The organism is Sphingomonas sp. P4_G2 (genome assembly GCF_056401155.1).
The window spans coordinates 207347-227818 of sequence record NZ_JBFUJY010000006.1 but is presented as its reverse complement, the minus strand read 5'-3'; the positions used below and the strand labels follow the sequence as shown (position 1 = coordinate 227818).

The 20472-nt window shown below is 64.6% G+C and carries 13 protein-coding genes; 7 read left to right on the top strand and 6 right to left on the bottom strand.

Annotation, left to right across the window (positions count from 1 at the left end; all coding sequences use genetic code 11):
- Window positions 1-17 precede the first annotated feature (17 nt).
- Window positions 18-884: a LysR family transcriptional regulator gene (locus AC1DRD_RS17710; protein ID WP_478042369.1), complete on the top strand. Its 867-nt coding sequence runs from the start codon at window positions 18-20 to the stop codon at window positions 882-884.
- On the opposite strand, the gene AC1DRD_RS17705 is transcribed toward AC1DRD_RS17710, so the two are convergent.
- Window positions 844-1863, bottom strand: a complete 1020-nt coding sequence (locus AC1DRD_RS17705; RefSeq protein WP_478042368.1) for a LacI family DNA-binding transcriptional regulator — start codon at window positions 1861-1863, stop codon at window positions 844-846. The genes AC1DRD_RS17710 and AC1DRD_RS17705 overlap by 41 nt on opposite strands.
- A 127-nt stretch (window positions 1864-1990) precedes the next feature.
- Window positions 1991-4477 carry a glycoside hydrolase family 3 protein gene (locus AC1DRD_RS17700; RefSeq protein WP_478042367.1) on the bottom strand — a complete coding sequence of 829 codons (2487 nt, stop codon included), beginning with the start codon at window positions 4475-4477 and terminating at the stop codon, window positions 1991-1993.
- 267 nt (window positions 4478-4744) lie between these two features.
- Between AC1DRD_RS17700 and AC1DRD_RS17695 the strand changes: the two genes are divergently transcribed.
- The 5 genes from AC1DRD_RS17695 to AC1DRD_RS17675 all read left to right on the top strand — a co-directional run bounded on the left by AC1DRD_RS17695 (window position 4745) and on the right by AC1DRD_RS17675 (window position 13665).
- A complete protein-coding gene (locus AC1DRD_RS17695; RefSeq protein ID WP_478042366.1) occupies window positions 4745-7000 on the top strand; it encodes a beta-glucosidase in 2256 nt (751 codons plus the stop codon).
- 144 nt (window positions 7001-7144) lie between these two features.
- Window positions 7145-10333 (top strand): TonB-dependent receptor, encoded by a 3189-nt coding sequence (locus AC1DRD_RS17690; RefSeq protein ID WP_478029576.1) that lies wholly within the window; start codon window positions 7145-7147, stop codon window positions 10331-10333.
- A 71-nt stretch (window positions 10334-10404) separates the two neighbouring features.
- Window positions 10405-11118, top strand: coding sequence for a SapC family protein (locus AC1DRD_RS17685; protein ID WP_478042365.1), 714 nt, complete (start codon window positions 10405-10407; stop codon window positions 11116-11118).
- Window positions 11111-12160, top strand: coding sequence for a cupin-like domain-containing protein (locus AC1DRD_RS17680; protein WP_478029580.1), 1050 nt, complete (start codon window positions 11111-11113; stop codon window positions 12158-12160). The genes AC1DRD_RS17685 and AC1DRD_RS17680 overlap by 8 nt, the downstream gene beginning before the upstream one ends.
- Window positions 12157-13665 (top strand): tryptophan halogenase family protein, encoded by a 1509-nt coding sequence (locus AC1DRD_RS17675; protein ID WP_478042364.1) that lies wholly within the window; start codon window positions 12157-12159, stop codon window positions 13663-13665. The genes AC1DRD_RS17680 and AC1DRD_RS17675 overlap by 4 nt, the downstream gene beginning before the upstream one ends.
- 35 nt (window positions 13666-13700) lie before the next feature.
- Here the strand turns inward: AC1DRD_RS17675 and AC1DRD_RS17670 are convergent, their stop codons facing one another.
- Complete coding sequence (locus AC1DRD_RS17670) at window positions 13701-15695, bottom strand: cellulase family glycosylhydrolase (protein ID WP_478042363.1); 1995 nt, start codon at window positions 15693-15695, stop codon at window positions 13701-13703.
- Between the two features lie 180 nt (window positions 15696-15875).
- Here AC1DRD_RS17670 and AC1DRD_RS17665 point away from each other — a divergent pair, with 180 nt between their 5' ends.
- Window positions 15876-16673, top strand: a complete 798-nt coding sequence (locus AC1DRD_RS17665) for an FCD domain-containing protein (RefSeq protein WP_478042362.1) — start codon at window positions 15876-15878, stop codon at window positions 16671-16673.
- Window positions 16674-17852: 1179 nt separating this feature from the next.
- Here AC1DRD_RS17665 and AC1DRD_RS17660 read toward each other — a convergent pair.
- Genes AC1DRD_RS17660 through AC1DRD_RS17650 form a run of 3 tightly spaced genes read right to left on the bottom strand, consistent with a single transcriptional unit; the run spans window position 17853 to window position 20340 of the window.
- Complete coding sequence (locus AC1DRD_RS17660) at window positions 17853-18713, bottom strand: phytanoyl-CoA dioxygenase family protein (RefSeq protein ID WP_478042361.1); 861 nt, start codon at window positions 18711-18713, stop codon at window positions 17853-17855.
- Window positions 18710-19525 (bottom strand): phytanoyl-CoA dioxygenase family protein, encoded by an 816-nt coding sequence (locus tag AC1DRD_RS17655; protein WP_478042360.1) that lies wholly within the window; start codon window positions 19523-19525, stop codon window positions 18710-18712. Before AC1DRD_RS17655 ends, AC1DRD_RS17660 begins: the two co-directional genes overlap by 4 nt.
- 14 nt (window positions 19526-19539) lie before the next feature.
- Window positions 19540-20340 (bottom strand): phytanoyl-CoA dioxygenase family protein, encoded by an 801-nt coding sequence (locus AC1DRD_RS17650; RefSeq protein ID WP_478042359.1) that lies wholly within the window; start codon window positions 20338-20340, stop codon window positions 19540-19542.
- Window positions 20341-20472 lie beyond the last annotated feature (132 nt).

The window sequence follows — 20472 nt, the reverse complement described above, 5'->3', positions numbered from 1 at the left end:
TCGTCGACCAGGGATCGATGGCCGCCGCGGCGCGCGTGCTCAACATCAGCGCGTCGGCGGTCGCCCAGCAGCTCCACGCGCTCGAACGGGAGATGGGCGCCCCCTTGCTGCTCCGCGTCGGCCGGACGATGCGGATGACCGAACAGGGCGCGCGCGTCCTGGCGCCTGCGCGCAAGCTGCTGCGCGACGCGACCGATCTGCGCGGTATCGCGCAGGAAGGCGAAGTGACCGGCGAATTGTGGCTCGGCGCCTGCACCACGCCGCTGACCGGCCTGCTGCCCGATATCCTGGCGGCGGTGAGCAAGACCTTTCCCCAGGTCAACATCCACATCCAGTCGGGCAATTCGGCGCAGCTCTTCGTCGATGTCGAAGCGGGCAAACTCGACGCGGCTTTGGTGCTCGAAGCGCCCTATCCGCTGCCCAAGACCTGCGACTGGCTGTTGTTGCGCGAGGAACCGTTGATCGTGCTGGCGCCGCGCGCGTTGGCCGACCGCGATCCGCTCGACTTGCTGCGCGAGGAACCGCTGATACGCTACGACCGCAATCAATGGGGCGGTCGGTCGGCCGAGGTCTATCTGAACGAACTCGGCATCGTCCCGCGCGAGCGGTTCGAGCTCAATGCCTTGAATGCGATCGCGATGATGGTCGATCGCGGACTGGGCGTGTCGATCGTTCCCGATTGGACCCCACCCTGGCCCGAAGGGATCGACATCGTTCGCCTGCAACTGCCGGAGCGGCGGATCGGGCGGCGTATCGGTATCGTGTGGTCGCGCTCCAGCGTGCGGATGCGGCTGGTGACGGTATTGCTGCAGGAAAGCGCGCGCCTGTCAGCCGCGCAGAAACCTAGTTCCGCGGAATCGCCGCGAGGCTCCCGCGTTCGATGAATTCGTAGGGCAGTTCGACGCAGGCGCTGCCGTCGCGGGTCTGCTGTCCCGGCCCGATCAGTAGATCGATCGCCGCCGCCGCCATTTCCGGATTGGGCTGGCGCACGGTGCTGAGCTGTGGCCAGGCCATGCGCGACACCGGCGCGTCGTCGAACCCGACGATCGACAAGGCAGTGGGAACCGCGATCTGATGGCGCATGGCGACGACCAATGCGGCCAGCGCCATCTCGTCATTGCTGGCGAAGATCGCGGTCGGCCGCTCGCCCTCGCCCAGGATCGCCTCCGCCGCGATCAGGCCGCTGCGAAACGTGAAATCTCCCTGCAGCACGCGTTTCGGCGGGATCGTTATCCCCGCGGCGGCAATGGCGTCGCAAAACCCTTCCCACCGCCGCACGGTCGCGCTGTGGGTGGGATTGCCCTTGATGAAGCCGATATCGCGATGGCCGAGCGCGATCAGCTTCTCGGTTACTTCACGCGCCGCGGCGCGGTCGTCCATCCGAACTTGCGGCGTGCGGTCGAGTGCGTCGCCGGGCGCGATCCGGACGATCGGCACTTCGTTCGCCTCGAGCATGTCGATCAGGTCCGGCCAGTCGCAGATCGGTGGGGTGAGCACCGCGCCCGCCAGCTTTACCGTGCGCAAGGTGGCATCCAGCCGCGCCATCCAATCGGGCTGGACGCGGTCGACCTGTTCGATCAGCAAGTGATGACTGAGCGCGCGGCAGCGGATGAGCGCGCCGCGCTGCAGGTCGGCGGCATAGACCGAGGCGGGATCGTCGAAGAACATCCCGATCAGGAAAGACTTGGCGCTCGACAATCCGCGCGCGAAGGCATTGGGCCGGTAATCGAGTTCCGCGACCACGCGCATGACCTGTTCGCGCACTTCGGGGCGGACGTGCACTTCATCGTTGATGACGCGCGACACCGTCTTGGGCGACACGCCCGCGCGTTCCGCGACGTCCTTGATGGTGACCGTCTTCATGCCATGCAAATGTCCGCCAGCCGATCGGCCGGTGAGGCGGTGCGATAATACCAATTGGCGCGGAAGCAAGGCCGGGACGTCACGAAGAGGATTCTAGCCGGCCTCATCCCCCATGCAATGGCGAGGGTCAGCGGCAATCGACCACCCCTTCCGGCGGCGAGGCGAAGCGGATGGCGGAGATCGTCAGGTCGAGTCGGCCCGCCGAGGTCAGCGTCAACGGCTGGGTAACACGGTCGAGCGGCGTACCGACGAGGCAGCGCAGCGGCACGGCGATCTGGCCCCATTGCTTGCTGGCCGCCAGCGCCGTCAGCCGCGCGGTCACGTCCCTGCCGCCCAGCAGGACGTGAGCTGTCGGCGCCTCGTCGACCTTGAGGTCGATGACCAATGCGACGTCGCCATTGGCCTCGCGCGTCAAGTCGACCGGCTCGCCGACCAAAGCCGCCGTCGCGCTCGCTTTGCCGGTCCAGGCGATCCTGACCGAATCTTCCTGCGCCCCGCGATCGGCCGACCGCGCCGATATCAGCGCCGGATCCGGATCGGCCGACAGCGCGCCATCGGCACCGAACAGGAAGTGTCGGCCGTTGGTCGGCTTGCCGCGGGCGAACAGGATGTTGCGGTCGCCCTTCAGCGTGCCGCGATCTTCCGGCAGCGGGGCGAGATCGCCTTTGTCGCGCGTGCTGAGGCCGAAACCATAAGCGAAGAGCGGATCATACCCGGGATCGCCGACATTGAGCGGTGCCTGATCGGGGCGCTTGGGCCAGCTGAACGGTAGCTTGCCGCGGAAATCGGCCTTGCCGAACAGCAGGTCGGCGACGCCTTCTCCTTCCGATCCCGGCAGCCAGGCGGCGACGAACGCGTCCGATGCGTTGAGATAGGGGTTCACCCAGAGCGGGCGCCCCGACAGGAACACCGCGACCACCGGCACGCCTGCCGCCTTCAACCGCTTCATCGTCGCCAGATTGTCGATCGTGGCGGGGTCGTCGAACGCCACGTCGCTGCGGTCGCCCTGGAATTCGGCATAGGGATTTTCGCCGAAAACGACGATCGCGGCATCCGGCTTGGTCGCGAACTGCCCGTCGACCGACAGGCTGGCCTTGCCGCCGGCGGCCTTGACCTCATTCTCGATACCGCGCCAGATCGAGGTGGCATTGGGAAAGTCGCTGGGGCGGGTGCCGGTGCCCTGCCACGATAATGTCCAGCCGCCGGCCTGCTTGGCGACATTATCGGCGCCGTCTCCGGCGACGAGGATATCGGCGCCAGCCTTCAGCGGCAGCAGCGAGCCCGCATTCTTCAGCAGCACCAAAGATTCGCGCACGGCCTGGCGCGCGACCGCGCGGTGATCGGGCGAGCCGAGCTGGTCATATTGGCCGGCATAAGGGCGTTCGGACGGCCGTTTCGCCTCGAAGATGCCGGCGCGGAACTTGACCCGCAGGATGCGGCGAACGGCGTCGTCCAGCCGGCTCATCGGGATCGTTCCCGCTTTCACCTCGCGCAGGGTCGATTCCCAGATGCCTTTCCAGCTGTCCGGCGCCATGTAGAGGTCGAGCCCGGCGAGGATCGCCTGCGGGCAGTCGGATGCGGTGCATCCCTCGACCTGGGCATGGGCATTCCAGTCGCTGACCAGGAAACCGTCGAAATTCCAGCGATCCTTGACGACGCCGGTCAACAGGCTGTGGTTGCCGGTCATCTTGCGGCCGTTCCAGCTCGAAAAGCTGATCATGATCGACTGCACGCCGGCCTTGATCGCAGCCTCATAGGGCGGCGCGAACAGATCGCGGAGCTGCGCTTCCGACACCTGAGCGTCGCCTTGGTCCTTGCCGTCTTTGGTACCGCCGTCGCCGAGGAAATGTTTGGCGGTGGCGATGACGTGCGGGCCCTTCAGCCAGTCCCTGGAGCCGATCTTGCCCTGCAGCCCTGTGACCAGCGGTCCGGCATAGCTGGCGGCGATCTCGGGGACTTCGCCGAACCCCTCGTAGCTGCGGCCCCAGCGGTCGTCGCGGACCACGGCGATGGTCGGCGCGAAGGTCCAATCGATGCCGGTCACGCGCATCTCGATCGCGGTCACTTCACCGATCCGCCGCATCAGCGCCGGATCGCGCATCGCGCCGAGCCCGACATTGTGCGGGAACAGCGTCGCGCCGACGATGTTCGAATGACCGTGCACCGCGTCGATCCCCCAGATCGCCGGGATGCGTGGCAATTTGGGATCGTCGCCGGTCGACGCGTCCCAAAAGGCATCGGCGAGCGCGAGCCAGTCCTTGGCGGGCGCGTTGTACTTGCCGCCCGGGTCCGAATTGCCGCCGTTGAACACCGAGCCGAGATGATATTTGCGGACATCGTCGGGTGTGATCGAGGCGATGTCGCCCTGCACGATCTGGCCGACCTTCTGCTCGAGCGACATGCGCGCGATCAACTGGGTGATCTTGTCTTCGACGACCGGATCTTCGCGCACCGGCGATTTGATCGCGGGCCAGGTCGCCGGGTTCGCGACGCTGGATGGGGCGGCGGGAGATGCGTCAGCGGGAGCAGAGGACGTGGTCTGTCCCGATGCCGGCGTTCCAAGTGCCAAAGCGGCCATGGCAAAGCCGGCCAACGGCGCTCCCCTACGAATCATCTCCACCCCTTATCGTTCTGCAGGCGTCGCTCGCCGAAACTCGTTGACATCGATGTCGGTCTTGGCGATCTACGTCAAGCATTTCGGAAAAACCGAAAGAGGGGAGAGGGATGATGATCGCCGCGCGAGCCCTGCCGTCCGACGCTTTTGCCTCCCCTATTTTTCCGATTCTCGAATCCTCCCCCGCCGTGCCTCGCGCCGGCGGGCTAGCGGCCGCCGCAAGCTGCGGCGGCCGCTTTTTTTGCCACATGGATTGAGGAATCCGCGATGAAGTCTCGTCTGTTTGGCGCCTTGATCTGCATCGGTTGCGTCAGTCTGCCGGCCGCGCTCGCTGCGCGCGATGCCGGGCAGAAGCCCAGCGCGGGTGCAACGAATCGCATCGGAGAACCCTGGCGCAACAAGAGCTTGTCGGCCGCGGCGCGCGCCGCGGCTTTGGTCAAGGCGATGACGCTTCAGGAGAAGCTGACCTATATCCACGGACTGTTCCCCAACAAGATCGATCCCCGCCCCGCCGACATGGTTCCCTCGGCCGGCTATGTGCCCGGCGTGCCGCGGCTCGGCATCCCGACCTTGCGCGAGAGCGATGCCAGCCTGGGCGTCGCCAACCAGATGAACCTGCGCACCGACGACGTCGCGACGGCACTGCCCTCGGGCCTCGCCACCGCCGCCACCTTCGATCCCAAGCTGGCTTATGCCGGCGGCGCGATGGCCGGGGCGGAAGCGCGCGCCAAGACCTTCAACGTCCTGCTCGCCGGCGGGGTCAATTTGACGCGCGACGGCTGGAACGGGCGCAATTTCGAGTATCTTGGGGAAGACCCGCTGCTCGCCGGCACGCTCGTCGCCGCTGCGATACGCGGCGTCGAATCGAACCATATCGTCTCGACCGTCAAGCATTTCGCGCTCAACGCGCAGGAAACCGGCCGCACTATTCTCAACGCGCGGATCGACGAAGCGGCGTTGCGCGAGAGCGACCTGCTCGCGTTCGAGATCGCGGTGAAGGACGGCCGGCCCGGCTCGGTGATGTGCGCCTATAACAAGGTCAATGGCGACTGGGCGTGCGAGAACCGCTTCCTGCTGACCAAGATATTGCGCGACGACTGGAAATATCCCGGCTGGGTGATGTCCGACTGGGGCGGAGTCCATTCGACGGTCAAGGCGGCGATGGCGGGTCTCGACCAGGAATCGGGCCAGGAACTCGACAAGGAAATCTATTTCGGCGCGCCGTTCGCCGCCGCGGTCGCGAACGGCACGATCCCAGTGGCGCGGCTGGACGAGATGGTGCGTCGCATCCTGACCGGGGTAATCGCCAGTGGCCTTTATGACGATCCATCGCCGGCGGCGGTGCAACCTATTGATTATGCGGCACATGCGGACGTGGCGCAGCGCGTGGCCGAAGCATCGATGGTCCTGCTCAAGAACCGGGGCAATGTCCTGCCGCTGGCCAAGCGCGCGCAGAAGATCGTGCTGATCGGCGGCCATGCCGATGTCGGCGTGCTGTCGGGCGGCGGGTCGAGCCAGGTGCGTTCGGTCGGCGGCGTGCCGATCGAGATTCCGCTGACATCGGGCGCGGCGATGTCGTTCGTGCGCGTGACATATCACAATTCCTCGCCGCTCAAGGCGATCCAGGCGCTCGCGCCGGGCGCGCGGATTTCCTATGTCGACGGCAAGGATCCCGCCGCTGCGGCAGCGGCGGCGCGCGACGCCGACATCGCGATCGTCTTTGCTACGCAATGGTCGACCGAGGCCGAGGATAATCGCGACATCGCGCTGCCCGACAATCAGGATGCGCTGATCGACGCGGTCGCCGCGGCCCAGGCGAAGACGGTGGTGGTGCTCGAGACCGGCGGCCCGGTGCTGATGCCCTGGATCGATCGCGTGCCGGCAGTTGTCGAGGCCTGGTATCCCGGCCAGCGCGGCGGCGAAGCGATCGCGCGGATCCTGTTCGGCGATGTCGACGCGACCGGACGCTTGCCGATGACCTTCCCGCGCGCGTCTGCGCAGCTACCGCGCTCCGGGCCTATCGGCTTGGAAAGCCTGAAGAACGACGCCGCGAGCAACGCCGGTTCGGGGACCGCCGAGCCGGTCGCATCGTTCGATGTCGATTATAAGGAAGGCGCCAATGTCGGTTACCGCTGGTATGCGGCGCAGAACAGCCAGCCGCTGTTCGCGTTCGGCTATGGCCTCAATTATGCCAGGGTGAGTTATGCCAAGGCCCGCTTCACCGGCGGGGCCAAGCCTAGCGTGACGGTTGCGGTCACCAATCAAAGCGACCGCGCGACCGTCGCGGTGCCCCAGCTCTACGTGACTTTGCCCGATGGTAGTCCGTTGAGACTCGCCGGATGGAGCCGGGAAGCGCTGGCGCCGCACGAGACGCGAACCGTGACGATATCGGCCGATGCGCGCCTGCTGACGCGCTGGCAAGCCGGCCGGTGGCGGCAGGCCGCGGGCAGCTACAAACTGACCTTGGCAACCGACGCCGCGCACCCGCTGCAATCGGCCAGTGTTGCCCTGGCGCAACGCTAAACCGAACGATCCGAAATGGGCTTTGTCCGATATTGACATCGATGTCGGACGCGATACGAAGACAGTCGAGGCGAGACCACATCGCTTAACATCAAAATTGTGTCGGCATGGGAAGATGCCGACCAGGTAGGGAGGATCCGGGGCATGAGGACATTGAGAATTTCTGCGTCTGCGCTGGCACTTGCGGTCGGGCTAGCAGCGCCGGGCGTGGCTGCGGCTCAGGCTCAACCGCAAACGGCTGCGCCCGACGCGGCGCCGCCGGCACCGGCCGACGATCAGGCCGCATCGAGCGGTGACATCGTCGTCACCGGCGTCCGCGCCTCGCTCGAACGCTCGATCGCGATCAAGCGCAATTCCAACGGTATCGTCGACGCCATCTCGGCCGAGGATATCGGCAAATTCCCCAACACCAACCTGGCCGAATCGCTCCAGCGCATCACCGGCGTGTCGATCGACCGCGTCAACGGCGAAGGCTCGACCGTCACCGTCCGTGGGTTCGGCGCACAGTACAACCTCGTCACCTTGAACGGGCGCCAGCTCGCCACGTCGAATATCGTCTCGGTGGGCGGCGATCAGAACGGCGATGGCGCGGGCGGCTTCGGCCGGTCGTTCGATTTCGCGAACCTCGCCGCGGAAGGGGTCAAGACGCTCGAAGTCTACAAGACCGGCCGCGCCGCGATTCCGTCGGGCGGCATCGGTGCCGCGATCAACGTCGTTACCCGACGCCCGCTCGATGCGCGGGAAAGTGGGTTCACCGGCACGATCGGCGCGAAGGCCAGTTACGATACCAGTGCCGACGACTGCATCAGCTGCGGCAGCCATGTGACGCCGGAAGTTTCCGGCCTGCTCAGCTGGAGCGACAAGGATCAGAAGGTCGGCGTCTCGCTGTTCGGCAGCTACCAGAAGCGCAACTTCAGCGTCCCCACCGTCGCGAGCAACGACTGGAATATTCGCACTCTGTCGGATTTCCTCAATCCGGCCAATGGTTTCGTTAACGCCGCGACCAAGCTCAACAACGTGCCGGGCAATGCCAATGTCCTGGTTTCGGTGCCTGATGACAGCCGCTACCATTTCTCCGAGGACAGCCGTGAGCGGCTGAACGGTCAGGCGATGCTGCAATTCCGGCCGACCGACGGGCTGACCATCACTGCTGACGGTATGTATGCGCAGCTCCGGGCGTCCGAGCGCCGTTCGACCCAGTCCAACTGGTTCAACCGGCCGTTCGACGAGGTGACGTTCGACGACGCGTCCAACGGCATCGCCACGACCTCCTACCTTCACGAAACCATCAACGGCGTGAAGGATGAGGCGTTCGAGCAGGCCTATCGCGCACAGAAGAACCGTTTGTGGGATGTCGGTCTGAATATCGATTGGCAGGCGACCGATCGGTTGAAGTTCGTGCTCGACGGGCATCTCGGCAAGGCCGAAAGCCTGCCGGACAACCCCAATGGCCAGACCTCGACCACGGTCGCGTTCAATATGCCGGTGGTGACCTCGCACTCGCTCACCACCACTCCGGGCGGCTTCCCGCAGCAGACGTTGACCTTCAACGACTGCACGCCGAGCGTCACCCCCAACGGCACGCCGTTCATCAAGGGCAATTGCAATAACAAGCTCGATGCAGGCGATCTGTCCGGCGCGATTCAGCGCCAATTCGCCTCGACCCAATCGCAGCGCATCAAGGAACTGCGCCTCGACGGCACCTGGGATCTGGGCGGTGGCAGCAAGTTCGACTTCGGCGGCGGCTATCGCACCACCAATACGCTGCAGACGCAGTATAATACGCGTCAGGTTCTCGGCGACTGGGGCAACTCACTGCCGCCCGAGATCAATGCCGTGGCGCCCGGGCAGGTCTTCCAGTTCTGCACCGCCTGCCAATTCACCCACAACAATCCGAACGCCGACGCCAATACGCTGGTGGCGTGGCGCACCGAGGACGCGACCAAGCTCTATAATACGCTGTATCAGCATTATATCGGCATCACGAACGATGGCGTGAACCACCAGAACAATATCGACACCAACAGCTTCAACCGTGTCAAGGAGAGCATCTGGTCGGTCTATGGCCAGATCACCTGGAACGGCACGATCGGCAACATGCAGGCGCAGCTCGTCGCCGGTGCCCGGTTCGAGAGCACTAAGGTCACGGCCCAGTCGCTGCAACCCGTTCCGCTCGCAATCGTCTGGCAGGCGGACAACGACTTCAACATCCTCAACTCGACTGATCGTCAGGCGCTGACGTCGAAGGGCTCCTACAACAATCTGCTGCCGTCGATGGATTTCTCGATCGGCTTTACCGACAAGCTGAAGGGGCGCTTCTCTTACTCGAAGACGATCGCGCGCGCTCCCTATGGCAGCTTGTTCGCCTCGACCACTGTCGGCGCGCCGCCGCGTCCGACCGCGATCGGCGGCACTGCGACCGGTTTTGCCAACAATACCGATCTCAATCCGCTCGACTCGGATAATTTCGACGTCTCGCTTGAATGGTATCCGAACAAGGACAGCTATTTCTCGGTCGGCTTCTTCGACAAGCGCGTCCACAACTTCATCGGCAACACGTTGGTCAATCGCAACCTGTTCGGCTTGCGGGATCCCACATCGGCTGCTGCGGGCACGCGCTCGGGCATAGCCAAGGACCAGCTGACTGCGTTACAGGCCGGCATCACCGACGTGAACCTGTTTACCTATACCGCTTTGCTGCAGCAGAATAACGGCAACGTGGCGGCGGCGAATGCAGCGTTCCAGGCGAACTATCACAATGGTGCACTCGATCAGGGCTTCGTCGACTCGACGCTGGCCGCGGTCGACATTATCGCCAACTCCAGTGACCCGTTGTTCAACTTCTCGGTCAACACGCCGATCAACAACAAGGACGCGGAGATTTACGGCGTCGAGATCGCTGGCCAGTATTTCTTCGGCCGGACCGGTTTCGGCCTTGCCGCCAGCTACACGCTGGTGCGCGGCGATGTCGGAATCGACGTGGCGGCCAATCCCAATGTCGACCAGTTCGCGCTGGTCGGTCTGTCGGACACCGCCAACGTTACCTTGATCTATGAGAAATACGGGATCTCGGCACGTCTGGCCTATAACTGGCGCGCCAAGTTCCTGAGCCAGCTCAACCGCGACTCTTATCACAACCCGGTGTACACCGCGCCTTATGGCCAGCTCGACCTCAACCTCAGCTATGACATCACCAAGAACATCGCGGTAAGCTTCGAAGGCATCAACCTTACCGAGGAAGGTGTCCGGACCTATGGTCGCGATCCGAGCAACACCTGGTATCTGGCCGAAGGGTCGGCCCGCTATCTGGTCGGTGCGCGCTTCAAGTTCTGAACAGCCATCACATGCTGGAAATGGGGAAGGCCGCTGCACAAGCGGCCTTCTTCGTCTAAGGATCGGCAGCGATGGCGAATCCCGTCCTACTCAACAATGTCGACCATGCCGATCTGCGGGTCGTGGTGGATCGCGGCGCCGCTTATGGCGATGCCGTCAATCAGACGATGGTGTTCGCCACCGAGTTCGAGGAATTGCAGCGCGAATATGCGATCCTGTTCCGGCGTGACCCTGCCGGCGCCTATCGCGCGACCGTCCTGCTCGGGTTCGATGCCGAGGAGAATCTCTATCTCGACGGCACGCATTGGGACGCGCGCTATATCCCCGCGCTGATGAGCCGCGGTCCGTTCTCGATCGGGGTCCCGCCGGAAGGCGTTGCCGGCGAACCGATGATCCATATCGACCCGTCGCATCCTCGCGTGCGCCATGGCGGCGAGGGCGCTGCGATCTTCCTCGACCATGGCGGCAACGCGCCCCTACTCGACCAGGTCGCAACCGCGCTCCAGCGCGTCTATGTCGGATCGCAGGCCGCGCCCGCCATGTTCGCCGCGTTCGAGGAGCATGACCTGATCCAGCCGGTCGAGCTGCGGATAGAGACCGAGGACGGACGCCGTTTCACCGTGCCCGACGGCTATGCGATCGCGCAGGATCGGCTCGCCGCGCTCGACGGCGCGGCGCTCGCGGCATTGCATCGCGACGATTTCCTGCGGCCGGCGATCTGGGCGGCATCCTCGCTGGGCAACATCTCCGCGCTGGTCGCGCGCAAGCGGCGCCGCGATGGCTGATGCCGCCCCCGTCCGGATCGCCGTCACTCGGCGAACCCGCGAGTTGGACGGAAATATCGCCGCGCCCGATCTCGCTGCCATTGTCGCCGAGGGCGTGCCGACGATCCTGAAGGGCGTCGCGCGTGACTGGCCGTTGGTCCAGGCTGGGCTGCAATCGCCGGAACGCGCCGTCGACTATCTGCTGCGGTTCCACAGCGGACAGCCGGTGGTCGGCTATACCGCCGACCCGGCAACCGGCGGCCGCTTCCACTATAACGAAGACGCGACGGCGATGAACTTCCGCGGCGAACGCGTCGCGTTCGACGCCTTCCTCGCCCGCATCTTCGAACAGCGCGGCAACCCAGACGCACCGGCTTTCTACATCGGCTCGACCGACCTCGACACCTTCTTCCCGGGCTTTCGTGCGGAGAACGAATTGGCGCCCGCGGGCGACTTGTTCGCCAAGCATCCGCCGCTCGCCAGCATCTGGCTCGGCAATCGTACGATCGCGGCGGCGCATTTCGACATGTCGAACAATGCGGCGTGCTGCGCGGTCGGGCATCGCCGCTTCACCTTGTTCCCGCCCGACCAGGTCGCCAACCTCTATCCCGGTCCGCTGGCGCCGACGCCGGGCGGGCAAGTCGTGACGATGGTCGATTTCGCCGCACCCGATCTCGACCGCTTCCCCGATTTTCCCAAGGCGGCGGCGGCCGGCGAGATCGCCGAACTCGAGCCCGGCGACGTCCTCGTTTACCCGGCCTTGTGGTGGCACCAGGTCGAGGCGCTCGACGACTTCAACGTGCTGGTCAATTATTGGTGGAACGCGGCACCCGATTTCCTCGACACGCCGATGACGACCTTGCTCCACGCCATGCTCTCGCTCCGCGATCGCCCGGCGCACGAGAAAGCCGCGTGGCGCGCGATGTTCGACTATTACATCTTCGGCCCGCCCGAGCGCCCGGCGGCCCATTTGCCCACCGCGGCCCGCGGGCCGCTGGCGTCCCTCGATCCCATGGCGGCGCGGCAGTTGCGCGCCCTGATCCAAAGGCAGCTCAATCGATGACCGAAGCAACTCCCGACAGGATCCGTCGCGTCGTCGTGGCGGGGGGCGGCACGGCAGGCTGGATCGCCGCGACCACGCTCGCCAAGCATCTCAGCCCGATGATCGAGGTGGTGCTTGTCGAATCCGACGAGATCGGCACCGTCGGCGTCGGCGAATCCACCATCCCGACGATCCGCAGCTTCCATTCCTTCATCGGCATCGACGAGGACGCGTTCGTCCGCGCGACCAATGCCAGCTTCAAGCTGGGGATCGGCTTCGAGAATTGGGACCGGCCGGGCGACCATTATTTCCACTCGTTCGGATCGGTCGGGCGATCGGTGTTCGTCGCCGATTTCCAGCATTTCTGGCTCGAGGCGCGGCATCGCGGGTTCGGGCGTCCTTATGGCGATTACTCGCTGGAGCTGCGCGCGGCGGCGGAAAACCGCTTCTCCGCCGATCCCGAGCTCGGCCTCGCTTATGCCTATCATCTCGACGCCACCGCTTATGCCCGGTTCCTGCGGAACATTGCCGAGGCCGACGGGGTAAAACGTGTCGAGGGCCGTATCGCGGAAGTGTCGCAGGATGCGGACAGCGGCGACATCCGATCGCTGGTGCTGGCATCGGGCGAGCGGGTCGACGGTGATTTCTTCATCGACTGCACCGGCTTTCGCGCGCTCCTGATCGAGCAAACGCTCAAGGCCGGGTTCGACGATTGGAGCCACTGGCTGGCGACCGACAGCGCGTTTGCGGTCCAGACCGAAAGCGCCGGCGAACCCGTCCCCTATACCCGCGCCATCGCGCATGACGCCGGGTGGCGCTGGCGCATTCCGCTCCAGCATCGGGTCGGCAACGGCATCGTGTTTTGCAGCGCGGACATGGACAATGACACCGCGCGCGAGACGCTGTTGGCCGGGATCGACGGCGAACCCTTGTTCGAGCCGCGCCTGCTGCGCTTCACTGCCGGGATGCGCCGCCGGGCGTGGCATCGCAACTGCCTGGCGCTCGGCCTCGCCGGCGGGTTCATCGAGCCGTTGGAGTCGACCAGCATCCATCTGGTGATGATCGCCATCACGCGCTTCATCCAGTCATTCCCGTTCACGCGCGACTATCAGGCGCTGGCCGAGCGCTTCAATACGCGGTCAGAAGCCGAATGGACGCATGTCCGCGACTTCGTGATCCTGCATTACGCGCTGAACCATCGCGACGAGCCGTTCTGGCAACGCATGACGCGGATAGAGCTGCCCGATACGCTGGCCGCCCGCCTCGACCTGTTCCGCGAACAGGCGATGGCGCATCAGGACCAGGACGAGATTTTCCGCGTCGATTCCTGGTGCCAGGTTATGATGGGGCAGGGCCTGACGCCCGATGGCTGGCACTTGCTGCCGAGCCAGCTGCCCGATGCCAATCTTCGCCAGGCGCTGGACGGGCTCGACGCGGGGATCAAGGCCCGGCTGCCGCAGCTGCCGAGCCTGGCTCAGTTCCTGACGCGCTACGCCGCGCCGGTCCCGGCGGCAGCGCTGCGCTGACATCGACATTCGTTCGCCGATGGCGATCCGGCGCGTCATTGCCGCCTTATGGTGATCGTGATTCGTCCGGCTTTTTCGACCCGAACGGACGCAAGTTGCTCCGCGAAGACAAGGTGGCCCCCGGCGACATCGAATGTGCAGCCGTTGGGATATTGGGTTCGCGGCACGTAGATTTCAGTGGGCGCCGCGATCGCCGGATCAGCGTCGAAGGTCAGCGCGAACTCGCCACTCGCCCGGTCGAAATGCATGTTTTGGATTCGTCCCTGGACGTGCCTGGCGAATGGCCGGCAAAATCCCCTGACCCCACGACCGCCAGAAGTGGAATCGCCTGCTACCAATTGGTCGCGTGAAAAGATCGACAGATCCTCCTGGTTCCAATTGTCCCCGATCCTGAGGTCGTTGCGGTTCGACGCGGTGTAATTCCACTGCGTCGAGTTGAGCTGCAGCGCGTCGAGCGCGTCGTACATCAGCCCGAGCAACAGATCGTGTTTCGCCCAGATCGCCGGATCGCGCTCGCCGCGATCCCAGGCGGCGTAGGCCTCGCCTTCGTCGAGATCATAGGGAATGCCGAATTCGCCGATCAGCGACGGCGCGCCGTTGGGGCCGAATGTCTTGGCGCCGCCCGCCGCCTTATAGCCGATCTGCGCGACATAACGCTGCAGCACCTGATCCTCGCTGGTCGCGAGTTCGCCAGTAAGGAAGTCATACGAATTGTTGGGATCGAACGTCTTCAGATAGAGCGTCGAAGCGTCGTACCAGTGGCTGGCATTGACCGAGCGCTCGGGCATGCGCTCGGGGAAGGGGCGCCCCGACGCCGCGCCGAACGCGTCGAGCTCGGCGAACACCGACCAGTCGGGATTGTGCCGCCGCGTCGTCTCCGCGACAGCGTGGAACAGCGGGCCGAAGCCGTCCTCCGATATCGTGATGCGGCGGCCGTCGCGGCTGCGGAAGAATTCCTCGTCGAGCGCGACCGCCTTACCGCCCTCGACACGCCAGGCGCCCGCGGCGGCGAACGGACAGGTCACGCCGTCGCGCCAGATCGATACGCCGTCAGGATTGATGACGCGGCTGCCTGCCGGCTCGGCATGGCCGGTATCGAGGTTGCGCCGCAGCACTGGCACTTCGACCGATAGCCCGCTCGCCGCGGCCAGACCGTCAAGCGCCGACGTCGCGACACCGGGGCGGGGGCGCGTTCGGTTTTCCTCGCTCGGGGCCAAGTGGCGATAGCTCAGGCCATCGCCGACCCAGCCGGTGCCGGGCTCGTTGAGCGTATCGAAACCAAGCACGTGCGGCATGCCGGCGACGCGCTCGGCAATCGCTTCCATCGCGCCGAGATAATGGCGCTGCAGGTAATGCTGGATGTTCTCGCCGTCGACGCGATGGTCGGGGGTGAACAAGGCACCGCACCAGAACAGGCTCCACATGATCGCATTGCCCGACAGGCGGTAATTCGATCCCCAGCTCATCTGCGGATATTGCGGCTGGCGGCGGACGTCGCTGCCATAATCGTAGACCTGTTGCATGACGTGCGCCGCGCCCGCCGCGTGGAACTTGGTGAAATCGAGGCCCACCGCCTCGAACGTCCAGCCCGGCGCGCCGTCGCCGCCGGTCATCCGCGACCAGACGTCCTGATGGAAATCGACGAACAGATAGAGGCCGTGCTTGCCCGCGCGCGCGCAGACTTCGGTGAAATAATCGAGATAGTCCTGATCGTGCTGGCCCGGCCCGGCATGCTCGACCGCTTCCCAGGTGGTGAGCAGGCGCAGGCAGTTGAAACCCCAATGCGCCAGCCGCGCCAGATGCTCGTCGGCCTCGGCGATCGGAAACGGGCGCCCGACGAACGACACGGTGCGATGGTCGGCAAAATCGCTCGGATATTGGGTGCCGCCATTGGGGGAGGGCACTTTGCAATCGCCGCCCAGATTGACCCCGCGCAGGATGACATGGCGCCCATGGCTGTCGACGAACCGATCCCCGTCGATCGAGAGGGTGGGGAGAAGGGCAGGTCGCGTCGCGATGTCGATAGTCATGGTTTCTAAGCCTAGCCGTGACGAAATGGTCGGCTATAATTTGATCGAAAATAGAATAAAAAGTCAATTATGATCAAAAAATACGAAAAGGAGATGCGGGTGGTTTTCCGGTACACCTTTCAATTCGCCCAGCCCGCTGCTCTATGAGGCCGGCATCTCGCCCGATCAGAAAGACCTGATGTGACAGCATTGGTTTCCGTCGCAACATTTACCGATCCCCGCCTGACCGTCGGGATCGACGCCGACAAGAACCCGACCCAGGCGATCGCGCACTGGTTGCGCCGCGACATCGTACGCGGCGTGTTTTCCCCTTTCGAGCGGCTCAAGGTCGAACAGCTCACCCAATATTACGGTGTGGGGCACAGCCCGGTGCGCGAAGCGATCCTGCTGGTCTCGGCGCGCGGGCTGATCGAGCACGAGCATAATAAGGGCTATCGCGTCGCCGGCGTGTCGCTGGCCGATTATAACGACCTGATCGATATCTATCAGCGCACCTATCAACTCGCGCTGCAAATGGCGGTCGAGCGCGGCGGCGAGGCGTGGGAAGAACGCGTCGTGCTCGCGCTGCATCGCTCGCTCAAAGTCAGCAAGGTGATGACCGATGGTGATCCCGAAGCGCGCGAATTGTGGCAGCAGGCGTATAAGAGCCTGCACGAGGAAATCCTGTCGGGTTGCGGGTCGCCGATTCTGATGGGGGTGGTCGGCAATCTCGGCGACCGCGCCGAGCGCTACGTCAATCTTCACGCCGATCTCGCCACCGACCGCGCGCGCGACAGCCATGCCGAGCACCGCGTGATCGTCGAAGCAATCGTCAGCGGCGACGCCGACCGGCTGCATTCGCTGCTCGACCGCTTCTTCGAAGGCGGCGAGCCGATGCGCGAGACCATCCGGCGTAACCTCGCCGAGCTCGACCAGCCGAAGCGCCGGCGTGGCGGCGTTCAGGGCGCACGCGGCCGGCGTGCTGACTCGGCCGCCTGAGCGCATGCGCCAGCTTCGCATCGGCCTGGTGGGTGCCGCGCGCATAGCGCCGCACGGGATTATCGATCCGGTCCGCGCCGAGCCGCGCTCGGCGCTTGTCGCGGTGGCCGCGCGCGATGCCAGCCGCGCCGCGGCCGCTGGACCGAGGCGAGGGTGTAGATCGATATCGCGGAGGAATGTTTCATGCAGGCGTTCGCCAATTTCGAAACCGAAGACGATTAGCCCGCGTTCCCGCGAGCCTTTGGTCATCGGTCTGACAGCGGTCTTTTAGGTCTGCTAGCGGCTCGATTGTGAAGTTTCGGCATCGCCCCTAGAATCGATGGATGAGCAACGGACTTGAACCGCTCGCGGAAGCAGTGGAGCGAGCGCAGCACCTATTGGCCGACTATGGTGATAGCGCAACCGCCCCAGGACTGTCCGGTCTTATTGAACGGCTGCGTAGCGGCGATGATAGCGCGGTCGTCTCTGCGTTATCCGAAGCGACTGGCAGCATGGGCTCGCTTAACGATAGGTGGCTCTGCCCAGAAAACGGAGACCGGATTTCGAGCAGCGACGTCGTCGCTGTTAACGACCGTTTGAGCAAATTGGTCAGGGACATCGAGATCCAAGCGCGGTCTGTTGCCGCTGAACGTGGCATCCACTTGGTCCGTTGAACCCACCTATCACCAAGTTCGCACCGGTGGCGGCCGGAATGAGGAAGCTTGGTCGAAAGCGGTCGCGTCGGCCTCGCGCCATCCTCCCCCGGGCAGAGCGAGGTAACAGTCCCCGTAAAAGCGGGGACTGGTGGAGAGGGAGGACGCGACGCGCCTAGCCGTGATAGAAGGATCGCCGATGAAGTCCTCACTACCGAGCACCGCAAAGCCTCTTCGATCGCCTTTTGTGGAAGCATCGCGGACGCTCCTTTTCGTTGCCTTCCTTCTCATCCCTTCACGCTTTGTCGCGATCGCGGTTTTGACTGGCCGAACCATATTTCCAATCACGTATAATAGGACTTACGTCACTGCGGCGGCCCATCTGATTTTGTTCGCGGCCTCGATCGCGGCATGGCTGCTGATGGGAGCCATTCTCGCATACGTGTCTTGGCGGTGCTGGCAGCGGTTTGTCATGGCGCTGAGGCGCTAAAGCCCGCGAGCAAATATCCGATGTTCGTAGTCGGTTGCTGGCTCCCTTTCTGTTCGATCAGGCCGTCACACCGGGAATGATCCCCAGCGCCGCCGAGCGTCGGAACCGCTCGTCGCCGGTGTCGGGCCACGGTCCCGGCTCCGGGAACCCGCCGCCTGCCAGCGGCCAGGCAATCGGTGTCGCCGGCCCGTCGATCGGCGCGCCGATCGCGATGCCGGTTCGGTCGACCGAGGGATGCGATCGCTCGCCGCTGCGCGTGCAGCCGTCGGCGAAATAGATCGCGGTATAGGCGCGGCGCGTTATCCCCGACTGGTTGGGCAGCGCCATGTGCATCGTGCGGCCATGATGGAACAGCACGTCGCCCGGCCGAGCGGGGACGAACACTGCCTGGTCCTCGACTTGCGGCCCGTTGCTGTCGTTGCCGGCGAAGATGTCGACGAATTGCCGCGCGTCGCGGTGCGAGCCGGGGACATAGCCCATGCAGCCTGTCTCGCGATCAACCTCGACCAAGGGAATCCAGGCGGTGATCGTCGCGTCCTCGGCGATCGGCCAATAGGGATGGTCCTGGTGCGCCTGGGTCGATTTGCCGCCAGCCTCCTTGAACAGCGCTTGGTCGTGCCACAGCCGCACGGCCGGGGCGCCGATCAGCTCGGCGGCCATCCGGCAGACATTCTCGTGGAAGGTGAGGGGGCGGATGCCGGGCGAATCCTCCCACATATATTGGCATTGCACGAACGACTGTTCGTAGCGCGACTTCTCCGCCAGGCTGCGCGCGTCGCGCGCCTTGCGCCGCGCGACGGCGGCATCGACTTCGGCGGCGAGTGGGGCGAGTTCGGCGGGATCGATCAGCCCGCGTACCGCGACGAAGCCATCGCTGCGATACGCCTCGATCAGCGCCGCGCTGTCGTCGCGCATCATTGCCCGGCACTTTCGATCACGAACTGGCGCTCGGCATCGTCCTGCCGGATCGCCTCGCCATCGACCATCGTATGCGCGCCGTCGGGGGCATATTGCAGGATGTACGCCTTGCGCACGGTACCGTCGCGCAGGTTCGGCCCGGTGCGATGCGGGGATAGCGACGAGAACAGGATGATGTCGCCCTTCTTCGCCGGCACCGCGACCGCGTCCTCGGCTTCTTCCAGGCACTTCAACCCGATCGGCGTGCGCCAATGGTCGAGCGTGCCGCCCTTGTGCAGGCCGGGCACGATCCAGGGACAGCCATTCTCCTCGTCGACATCGAGCAACGGAATCCAGAAGGTCAGATATTGCTGCGGCTCGATGAAGGTGTAGCCATTGTCCTGATGCCAGGGGAATTCCTGCTTCACCCCGGTCTTCTTGTAGACCGACTGGTCCCAATAGAGCCGCACCGTCCCGCCCATCAGATCGTGGCACAGGTCGCGGATCACGGGATGCGCGGCGAAGCGGCGCAGTTCGTCCGAATGCTTGACGATATGCGTGGTGAAGGTGATCGCGTCGGTGTTGGTCAGGCTGAGATTGCCGCCCTGTTCCTTGACGTATTTCTCATAGGCCTGCTCGATCGGGTCGATCGCCGCCTCGACCGCAGTCAGTTCGGCATCGCTGAACGCGCCGCGGATGACGATGAAGCCGTCGCGGTCGAACGCCTGCACTTCGTCGCGTGTCAGGCGGCGCAGCGGCCGCGCGCCGGGCACGTCCTGCCAATGGAAATCGCGGTTGAGCGGGTGCGGGCGGGGATAGGTCTGGGTCGACATCGAGATCCGTTCTTCTAGGCTGCGATGGTGGAGGTGGCGCGCCGCGCGGGGAGCCAGCGGTTGACATGCGCGAGCGTCGCCGCCGCGACCGCATCGACCGGCTCGGTGCCGGCCTCGGCATAATGATAGACCATCGCCGATCGCCGATAGTCGGCGACGTTGTCGGTCGAGCGATGCATCAGGTACGAGTGGAAGAAGAGCACGTCGCCGGGCTCCATCGTCACCGGGATTTCCGGTGAGGTGTCCTCCGACACGATCTCTTGATAGCCCTGCAGGCTTTCCGGCCGGCGGTCGGCGACATGCTCGAACACTTGCTGCCTTTTGTGCGACCCGGGCAGCACCCACAGGCAGCCATTCTCCAAGGTCGCGCGGCTCAGCGCGACCCAGACGGTCACCTGCGGCTGTTTGTCGTAGCGGAAATAATAAGCGTCCTGATGCCAGGGCTGGCCGACCACGCCGGGGTTCTTGAAGATGAACTGGCTCTGGAAACAGTCGATATCGTCGGTGAGGATGTCGCGCAGCGGATCGGTGAGCACCGGATCGACGGCGAGGTCGTGCGCCGCGCCGACGATGTGGCAATTGAACACCTTGGCGATGAAATCCTCGGGGTTGCGCGCCACCGGGCTCGGCGCCTTTTCAGGATAGATCAGCAAATCGTCGGCGGTCGAATAGACGCGCTCGCCGTCATGCCCCGCCGGCGGGTCGGCACGGATCGCGTCAACCGCTTCGCGCTCGATTCGCTCGGTGACGGCCGCCGAGAGCAGGCCACGTTCGATGAAGAAGCCACGCTCCTCCCAGCTGTCGCGATCCGGCATATCCATCTCCCCATGATTCGATCTAATACATCATATTTACGCAATTTACATCAAAAATAGATCGAATCTGCAAGAGGCGAAAGGGCGGAGCGATGCCGTGCGTGGGAGACACCGACCACCACACCAACGAAG

Coding starts and splice junctions, on each gene's coding strand:
- AC1DRD_RS17710 (WP_478042369.1), top strand. CDS start 18: ATGGCCGCCGCGGCGCGCGTGCTCAACATCAGCGCGTCGGCGGTCGCC.
- AC1DRD_RS17705 (WP_478042368.1), bottom strand. CDS start 1,863: ATGAAGACGGTCACCATCAAGGACGTCGCGGAACGCGCGGGCGTGTCG.
- AC1DRD_RS17700 (WP_478042367.1), bottom strand. CDS start 4,477: ATGATTCGTAGGGGAGCGCCGTTGGCCGGCTTTGCCATGGCCGCTTTG.
- AC1DRD_RS17695 (WP_478042366.1), top strand. CDS start 4,745: ATGAAGTCTCGTCTGTTTGGCGCCTTGATCTGCATCGGTTGCGTCAGT.
- AC1DRD_RS17690 (WP_478029576.1), top strand. CDS start 7,145: ATGAGGACATTGAGAATTTCTGCGTCTGCGCTGGCACTTGCGGTCGGG.
- AC1DRD_RS17685 (WP_478042365.1), top strand. CDS start 10,405: ATGGCGAATCCCGTCCTACTCAACAATGTCGACCATGCCGATCTGCGG.
- AC1DRD_RS17680 (WP_478029580.1), top strand. CDS start 11,111: ATGGCTGATGCCGCCCCCGTCCGGATCGCCGTCACTCGGCGAACCCGC.
- AC1DRD_RS17675 (WP_478042364.1), top strand. CDS start 12,157: ATGACCGAAGCAACTCCCGACAGGATCCGTCGCGTCGTCGTGGCGGGG.
- AC1DRD_RS17670 (WP_478042363.1), bottom strand. CDS start 15,695: ATGACTATCGACATCGCGACGCGACCTGCCCTTCTCCCCACCCTCTCG.
- AC1DRD_RS17660 (WP_478042361.1), bottom strand. CDS start 18,713: ATGATGCGCGACGACAGCGCGGCGCTGATCGAGGCGTATCGCAGCGAT.
- AC1DRD_RS17655 (WP_478042360.1), bottom strand. CDS start 19,525: ATGTCGACCCAGACCTATCCCCGCCCGCACCCGCTCAACCGCGATTTC.
- AC1DRD_RS17650 (WP_478042359.1), bottom strand. CDS start 20,340: ATGCCGGATCGCGACAGCTGGGAGGAGCGTGGCTTCTTCATCGAACGT.